Source organism: Succinivibrio dextrinosolvens DSM 3072 (genome assembly GCF_900167015.1).
Lineage (GTDB): Bacteria > Pseudomonadota > Gammaproteobacteria > Enterobacterales > Succinivibrionaceae > Succinivibrio > Succinivibrio dextrinosolvens.
This window is the reverse complement of sequence record NZ_FUXX01000014.1, coordinates 45,565-52,935: the sequence shown is the minus strand read 5'-3', so window position 1 is coordinate 52,935 and position 7,371 is coordinate 45,565. Positions and strand designations below refer to the sequence as shown.

6 protein-coding genes are annotated in these 7,371 nt (G+C 39.7%); 4 read left to right on the top strand and 2 right to left on the bottom strand.

Going from position 1 to position 7,371, the window contains the following annotated elements; translation table 11 throughout:
* A partial coding sequence (locus B5D46_RS05490; RefSeq protein ID WP_200805022.1) for a hypothetical protein occupies positions 1 to 518 on the bottom strand: 518 nt, incomplete at its 3' end.
* A gap of 395 nt (positions 519 to 913) precedes the next feature.
* Here B5D46_RS05490 and B5D46_RS05485 point away from each other — a divergent pair.
* The 4 genes from B5D46_RS05485 to B5D46_RS05470 are packed head-to-tail and all read left to right on the top strand — an operon-like array spanning position 914 to position 4,279.
* Positions 914 to 1,204 carry an HMA2 domain-containing protein gene (locus tag B5D46_RS05485; RefSeq protein WP_078928596.1) on the top strand — a complete coding sequence of 97 codons (291 nt, stop codon included), beginning with the start codon at positions 914 to 916 and terminating at the stop codon, positions 1,202 to 1,204.
* A 9-nt stretch (positions 1,205 to 1,213) separates the two neighbouring features.
* Positions 1,214 to 1,846 carry an HMA2 domain-containing protein gene (locus B5D46_RS05480; RefSeq protein ID WP_078928595.1) on the top strand — a complete coding sequence of 211 codons (633 nt, stop codon included), beginning with the start codon at positions 1,214 to 1,216 and terminating at the stop codon, positions 1,844 to 1,846.
* The gene (locus B5D46_RS05475; RefSeq protein WP_078928594.1) at positions 1,846 to 4,005 is read left to right on the top strand and encodes a heavy metal translocating P-type ATPase; all 2,160 of its coding nucleotides are present in this window, start codon (positions 1,846 to 1,848) and stop codon (positions 4,003 to 4,005) included. Before B5D46_RS05480 ends, B5D46_RS05475 begins: the two co-directional genes overlap by 1 nt.
* Positions 4,006 to 4,042: 37 nt before the next feature.
* A complete protein-coding gene (locus B5D46_RS05470; RefSeq protein ID WP_078928593.1) occupies positions 4,043 to 4,279 on the top strand; it encodes a hypothetical protein in 237 nt (78 codons plus the stop codon).
* A gap of 247 nt (positions 4,280 to 4,526) precedes the next feature.
* Here B5D46_RS05470 and lon read toward each other — a convergent pair whose 3' ends face one another.
* The gene (gene lon, locus B5D46_RS05465; protein WP_234973822.1) at positions 4,527 to 7,088 is read right to left on the bottom strand and encodes an endopeptidase La; all 2,562 of its coding nucleotides are present in this window, start codon (positions 7,086 to 7,088) and stop codon (positions 4,527 to 4,529) included.
* Positions 7,089 to 7,371: the final 283 nt, after the last annotated feature.

Here is a 7,371-nt window from a genome sequence, read left to right as displayed (position 1 = left end):
TCTAATTTCTTTGAACAGGATTTTCCTGTTACAAGCTTTACCTGGTCACCGCCTATATAGAAGGAGCCATGCTGGTAACTCTTCTTTTTGAATCTTGGAAAGAATGCTTTTCGTTTTTTACTATTCTTCTTTACCTTGGTCTTCTTTCTCTTTTTTACATTTTCAAAGTAACTTTTTACGGACGTTCCGAAATTGACGAAGGTCTGCTGTGACGCATATTTTGTTACTTCGTAAGTGAAGGGGTATTTTTCCAGGCGGATTGCATTGAATTCTTTTTTATAATCCTGCCATGTTGGCAGTTTAGGTTTTACAGGTGCTGTTGTAGACTGGAGTGGTGATTTTTTATACTCGGCAAGTTCTCTGGTATATCGTTTCATGGCGGCTATATGTGAAACATAGTCTTTTTTAAACTTCTCAACACACCAGTTGTAGGCAAATCTTTTTACTCCAAAGGCTTTTCTGCAATAAGTGAAAAACTTATTGTTTGCCTTTAGCTCTATAACCTGTCCTACAATCATTCTTTTATGTTACCTGTCAGCTTCCGCTGCTTCTTTTAATAATTAACGAGACTGTGTATTCTACCTTCTGTAGAAAATCAAATAAAGCCTAAAAAATAAAAGTCTACAAAATTTTTGTAGACTTTATAAACAATTTATAGATTTTTCAAAACAGTTATTAACCCGTCAAAAAAATAATTTTTTTAGCATGAAAATTTCCACTATTTCTGTTAGCATATACTAATTAGCTATGGCTAATTTATGCTGAAAGTGGAATGAATTAAACAATATTTCCTTGATTTTTATCATAATAGTTAGACTCTGCTAATTTGTATTGTTTATTAGTAATAAAGATTTGACTATGCTCACTGATTATTTATGTAATAAAATCATTTAAAAATTAAAAAAGGTAATTTATGTTTAATTTCTTATCTCAGTTTTTTAACGAAAAAAAATACTTTCTGTCAACTGTAACCGTTGCAAGCTATATCCCTGGACGTATCAGAGGATACAGTTCTCTTATCAAGGGAAATCATGAAAATGCAAAGGCTCTTGAAGAGTATTTTTCACAGTTTAAGGAACTGGATAGCTTTTCCATAAATGAAGTAACCGGTTCAATTCTGATTGAATACGATGTTGATAAATTAGCCTCGAACAAAGAATTACTGGAAATTGAACATTGTCTTCGAAAGAAGGCGGGAAAGTAGGAAACTTAAATGAATATTACCGTTTTATCTGTACTTATTGCTGTAGCTCAGCCTTTAATGCAGATGGTTTTTAATAATTACTCTAACAAGAAACTCAACGAGAATACCAAATTAGCTATGTTTACCTGTTTACACAGTATTGAGGGAAGAAGACGCTATAAGAGTGTTCTTTTGAAGGATAAATCGTTCTCTGATGCGTTAAAGAATAAGTTAAAAGGATTGGATCTGTTCGATCAGATAACTGTAAACAATGTTACCGGCACTATTCTTCTTACCTATAAATGTGAGGAGAAGGATGTAGATACCGTAATTGATCATCTGAATGCTCAGACCCTTAAGGTAGCAGAAAGCAAGTCAAAGATTGCCAATTCAACACTTGGTGCAACCTCAGCTTACAGCGTTGGACAGCAGGCAGCATCAATCGGCAGAAATTCGCTTATTGGTCAGTCTTTGAGAAATTACACCACAAAGGTTAACTCATGTGTAAAGCGCTCAACTAACGGTGTTGCGGATCTTGCTGTAGTTGTCGGTGCGATCTGTCTTTTATGGGGCGGATATAAGGTCTTTACACAGAATCAGGTTCCAAACGGCCCTTCTTTAGTATGGTGGGGTTATAAGATTCTTGAGGGTGGTACTAAATAATGGCACAAGTATTTCACTATACAACCAAGCTCGAACAGGAATACAGTGCAAAAGGCACTGCTGTTCTTGAATATAAGCTAAGAAAGGTTCCAGGTGTAGTATCAGCCTGTATTTTAAAGGACAATACTTTAAGCGTTTATGCTAAAGACAAGCTGTCTTTAGCTAAAGCTCTTTTTGCATTAAGACTTGTTCCTGTTAGGGAAGAGCTTAAAGCCAAGGCTAAAAAGGAAAAGAATGATATTAAGGCGGTATCAGAGGAACTTAAGAACTATAAGTTCAAAGCTCTGGTTTCACTGTTCGGCTTTGGTGCTTTAGAGGCGTTCAAGCGTCTGTCTCCAACAGCATTCACCAATCTGTCTTTTTTAAGAACAGCTTTTGTTCTGCTGATTGCAAAGGATATTTTTAAAGAAGGTGTATTGGGCCTTATCAAGGAGAAAGCACCTAATGCAGATACCTTAACTGCAACTGCAGTGCTTGCATCTGTACTTTCTGGCAAGCCTGAGTCCAGTCTTTCTCTACTTGTTCTTTCCAACTTTGCTGAGATGCTGACTATCGGTGCGGCAGAGAAGGCTCGTCAGCATATTTCAACTCTTCTTGATATGAAGGAGAAATATGTATGGCTTAAGAATAAGCAGGGTCATATTTCTAAGGTAAGCATTGACGATGTAATGGTAAATGATGAAGTCGTAGTTTACGTGGGTGAGAAGATCTGCGTTGACGGCGTGATTATTGAAGGTGAAGCTTCAATTGATCAGTCATCACTGACCGGTGAGTCGATTCCTGCTTTCAAGACTGTTAAACAGGAAGTTTATGCCGGTACTGTAGTTCGTTCCGGTGAAATTACCATCAGAGTTTCCAAGGTTGGTGATGAGACTAATCTGGCCCGCATTATCAACATGGTGGAGAATGCTCAGAACCGAAGAGCACCTATCCAGAACTTTGCTGACAGAATGGCAAATGCGCTAGTGCCAATTTCATTCCTGTCAGCTGCTGTAGTTTACGGTGTAACCCGTGACTTCCAGCGTGTTTTGAATATGTTCTTCATTGATTTCAGCTGCGGTCTGAAGCTTTCAACCTCAACAGCAATCTCTGCTTCAATAAGTAAGGCTGCTCAGATTGGTGTTCTGGTCAAGGGCGGTAACTTTATTGAAACCTTAGCTGATATTGATACTGTTATTCTGGATAAGACCGGAACCATTACCGACGGTCACCCAATTCTTATTGATACCATCAGATGCAATGAGATTGAGGAGAAAGAGCTGGTTCTGTTAGCAGCAGCTGCCGAGAAATCCTCATCACATCCTTTAGCTGAAGCTGTAATCAACTACGCTCAGGATAAAGAGTGGAATGTTCCTCATGAAGTAAAGACTGAAACAGTAGTTGGTCGTGGTATCAGCGCCAGTGTTTCTGATTTTGATGGCTATAAGGGCGGAGAGATCCTGGTAGGTAGCAGAACCTTCATGAAAGAGAAGCATATTCCTGGAGTAAATGACATTGACAGATCCGGCTTCTCAAAGGAATGCAATATTATTTATGTTGCTAGAAACAGTGAGCTTTTAGGCGCTCTGGTAATTACTGATCCAATCCGTAAGGACATCAAGAAGACTCTTAACAGAATCCGCAGAAACGGTGTGGATGAGATTGTTATGCTGACTGGTGACAACAAGGTTACAGCCGAATATGTTGCAGGAAAACTTGATCTTGATGGCTATAAGTCGGATGTTCTGCCTCACGAAAAAGCTGAGTTTGTGGCAAGCAAACAGAGCTACTCAAAGGTTCTGATGGTAGGTGACGGTATTAACGATGCTCCAGCTTTAGCTTATGCCGATATTGGTGTTGCCTTAGGAGGTAAATCTACTGATATTGCTATGGAGTCTGCAGATATTACCATAACTTCAGATGAGCCTTTAAAGCTTGCAAAGGTTATGGAATTATCTAAGTCCACTATGGGGCTGGTTCGTCAGAACTTTGCAGCAACTATCGCTATTAATTCTGCTGCAATGATGCTAGGTGCACTGGGTAAAATCAATCCTCTGATTGCTGCAACAATTCACAATGCCGCAACCATAGGTGTGGTAATCAATTCTGCCAGAATTCTTTTTGATAAGAAGTTTAATTTTGAAAAAATTAAACGCAATCAGGATCTGGATAATTTATAATTTTAACTAAGTCTTAATAAATTGATAGGAGATAAATATGTTATCAAACAAGACTGATTTCTTTATCGGCTTACTAGCAGGTGCTGTTGCTGGTGCTGTTGGCTACAAGCTATTTCAGGACCACAAAGAGCAGATTCTAGGTTCTTTTGATTCTTTAACCTCAAAGTTCTCAAAGACTGAAGAGACTGCCTTATCAGAGGAAGAGCTTCAGGCTCAGAAAGAGCACTTAGAGGACCTGATTGCAGAGCAGAAGGCTGCTAAGAAAGCTAAGTAATACAAAGCACATCCCAGACGTAACCGTCTGGGACGGCTTTTCCCTCCTATCTTAAAGTCTGATTACTTTCAGATTGTCACCACTCTAAATCAGAAGATTCTGTCACAATATTTTTTTTTGTTTCCTTTGCTATCTGTAAGTCTTTTCTTATTTAATTATTTTTCTTTGATTTTAGTGTAACAACAAAAAAAATCCTCCTTTCAGAATTTGAACCTGTAAGGAGGATTTGTCTTCTTATTCTTTGATATTACTTTGTTTTACGACTGTCGAAGATTACATTGGCAACATCGTTGAATGTATCTGCATAGTAGTAGGTGACTCCCTCAGTTACCTCAGGAGGCAGCTCCTTGACGTCAGACTCATTTGCTTTAGGGCAGATGATATTGGTAATACCCATGCGTCTTGCGGCAATAGTCTTCTCTTTAATTCCACCGATAGCCAGAACCTGTCCGGTAAGAGACAGCTCTCCAGTCATGGCAAAGCCTTTTCTTGGGGCCTTGTTCATGGCAAGTGACAGCAGACTTGTTGCCATGGTTACACCGGCTGACGGACCATCTTTAGGAGTAGCTCCCTCTGGTACATGCAGATGGATGAATGCTTTTTTAAAGAAATCCTTCTTGTCTTTGCAGAAGGTTCCCATGTGAGCCTGTACATAGCTGTAGGCAATATGGGCAGACTCCTTCATTACATCACCTAAAGATCCTGTCAGCTCAAAGCCCTTGGCATCATTGCTTACTCTGGATGATTCAATTGGCAGAGTAGCTCCACCTACTGAGGTCCAGGCAAGACCTGTGATTACACCTACACCCTCAAGCTTCTTTTCTCGCTTGAATGGGGCGGTGCCAAGATAATCAAACAGTGATGATGCTGTAATTGTTACGGACTTTTCGCCCTCTAAAATCTTTACAGCAGCCTTACGGATGATTTTATCTATTGCTCTCTGAGTAGAACGCATTCCACTTTCACGGGCATACTCTTCAATGATCTTTTTGAGCACGCTGTCTGAAATCTTAAGCTGGCTCTTTTTCATGTTTGCTTTCTCAAGACCTTTTGGCAGCAGATGCTTCTTGGCAATCGCAAGCTTCTCCTGACTGATATAGCCTGAGAGTCTTATAGGATCCATTCTGTCTAAAAGAGCAGGTGGAATTGTATCAGTGGTGTTTGCTGTACAGATAAACAGACACTTTGATAAATCCAGTCTTTCATCCAGGTAATGATCCATAAAGCCGTTGTTCTGCTCTGGATCTAAGGTTTCAAGCAGGGTAGATGCTGGATCACCATGATAAGATCTTGTAAGCTTGTCGATTTCATCGAGCATGATTACAGGATTCATTACCTTGGCTTCACGCAGTGCCTGTACGAATTTACCTGGCATTGCTCCCACATAGGTCTTACGATGTCCCTTGATAACAGATTCGTCGTTTACACCGCCTAAAGACAGTCTGTAGAAAGGTCTGTTTAAAGCCTTTGCAATGGACTTGCCGATAGAGGTTTTACCTACACCTGGAGGTCCAACAAACAGAAGAATTGAACCGTTGGTATTTCCCTTTAGGGCTCCAACTGCTAAGAATTCAAGGATACGATCCTTAACATCCTTAAGTCCCTCATGATCCTCATCCAGAATCTTCTTGGCCTTGGCAATATCAAGCTCTTCCTTTGCAACCTCTCCCCATGGGATAGTTGTCAGAATATCAAGATAATTGGTTAATCCTGCGTATTCAGGAGAATTTGGATCAAGTGAGTTAAGCTTCTTAAGCTCCTTCTCAAATCTCTTGCTGATGTAGTCAGGAGGAGATAGCTTCTTCATTCTGTCTACATACTCGTCAGCCTCTGTTGAGCTGTCTGAACGTGTGCCCAGCTCTTTCTGGATCTGCTTTAACTGCTCTCTTAGAACATATTCCTTCTGTTTTCTTGAAAGCTTTTCATTAACAGTGGTTTTGATCTCATCGTGCAGTTTAGCTGCCTTCAGTTCTTTCTGCAGCAGATCCTGAGAAAGCTCAAGTCGCTTTAAGATATTGGTGCAGTCTAAAACCTTCTGCAGTGATTTTGCAGAGGTTGTTGTAACTGATGCTGCACAGTCTGCAAGCAGGGAAGGATCGTTCTGATCAAAGCGCAGCAGGTACTGACGCATTTCATCAGAGTACATTGGATTTAAAGGCAGAAGCTCCTGCAGTAGAGAGACAAGGTTCATAGCATAGGCCTTAACCTTAACCTCATCCTCTGAACCCGGCTCTGGCATCTCATTTTCTGGGTATCCCAAAACAGCCTTAGGCGAGCCGTTGAAGTTTCTCCATTCCTTGATGGTTACACGCTCAATACCTTCACATACAAAATGAACCTCTCCGGTTACAGCCTTTGCATGCAGTAGTTTTACCAGGGTTCCGATCCTAGGAAAGTCAGCCTGTCTGATTTTTCCTTTTTTCTCTAGTTTTTCGTCAATAGCGAAAATTGCAAATGTTTTACTGTCAGACTGAGCTATCTGGGTAATGATCTCCTCGTAGTCAGACTTAATCTGCATAGGGGTGATCTGAGATGGCATTACTGGTCGGCCGAAGGTAGGAATTACAAATAACTCCTCAGGCTCATTTTTTGATGTTTCCATGCCATCGGTATTCTCGCCCAAACTTGCAAGTTTTGCGGCAAGAGATTTTAATGAATCTGTATTCTGTGCATTGATAAGGGCTTCGGTCTTCTGCAATTCCTCTACACCTTTCTTTATATTCTCTTTGATGGAGTTTACCTTGTCACTAAGAGTTTTAAGCTTTTGAGGATCAAGGTCGTCTCTATCTTTAGGAGTATTATCTGACATATATTTTCATACCTTAATTCAGTTTCACTCGTTCTCTTTAAACATGGTGCCAACTCACCTTTTTTTCAAGTAATTTTTTTTCTAATAAGTACTTTTGTCTAACTTGTTTTTCTGCATTTTTGATCTTTACGAATAACTTTTTGTATTAGATAAGGAAATTCAGTTTGCTGAAAAATCCTATACAGATCTGATTTTTATGCAATTTTAAGAAAAATTTTATTAGTTGCAGAGTAGACCGTATTTTTAAAGTAAATTTGTTGAAAAAAATGGAGGGTGAAGGTAT

Coding starts and splice junctions, on each gene's coding strand:
- lon (WP_234973822.1), bottom strand. CDS start 7,088: ATGTCAGATAATACTCCTAAAGATAGAGACGACCTTGATCCTCAAAAG.
- B5D46_RS05485 (WP_078928596.1), top strand. CDS start 914: ATGTTTAATTTCTTATCTCAGTTTTTTAACGAAAAAAAATACTTTCTG.
- B5D46_RS05475 (WP_078928594.1), top strand. CDS start 1,846: ATGGCACAAGTATTTCACTATACAACCAAGCTCGAACAGGAATACAGT.
- B5D46_RS05480 (WP_078928595.1), top strand. CDS start 1,214: ATGAATATTACCGTTTTATCTGTACTTATTGCTGTAGCTCAGCCTTTA.
- B5D46_RS05470 (WP_078928593.1), top strand. CDS start 4,043: ATGTTATCAAACAAGACTGATTTCTTTATCGGCTTACTAGCAGGTGCT.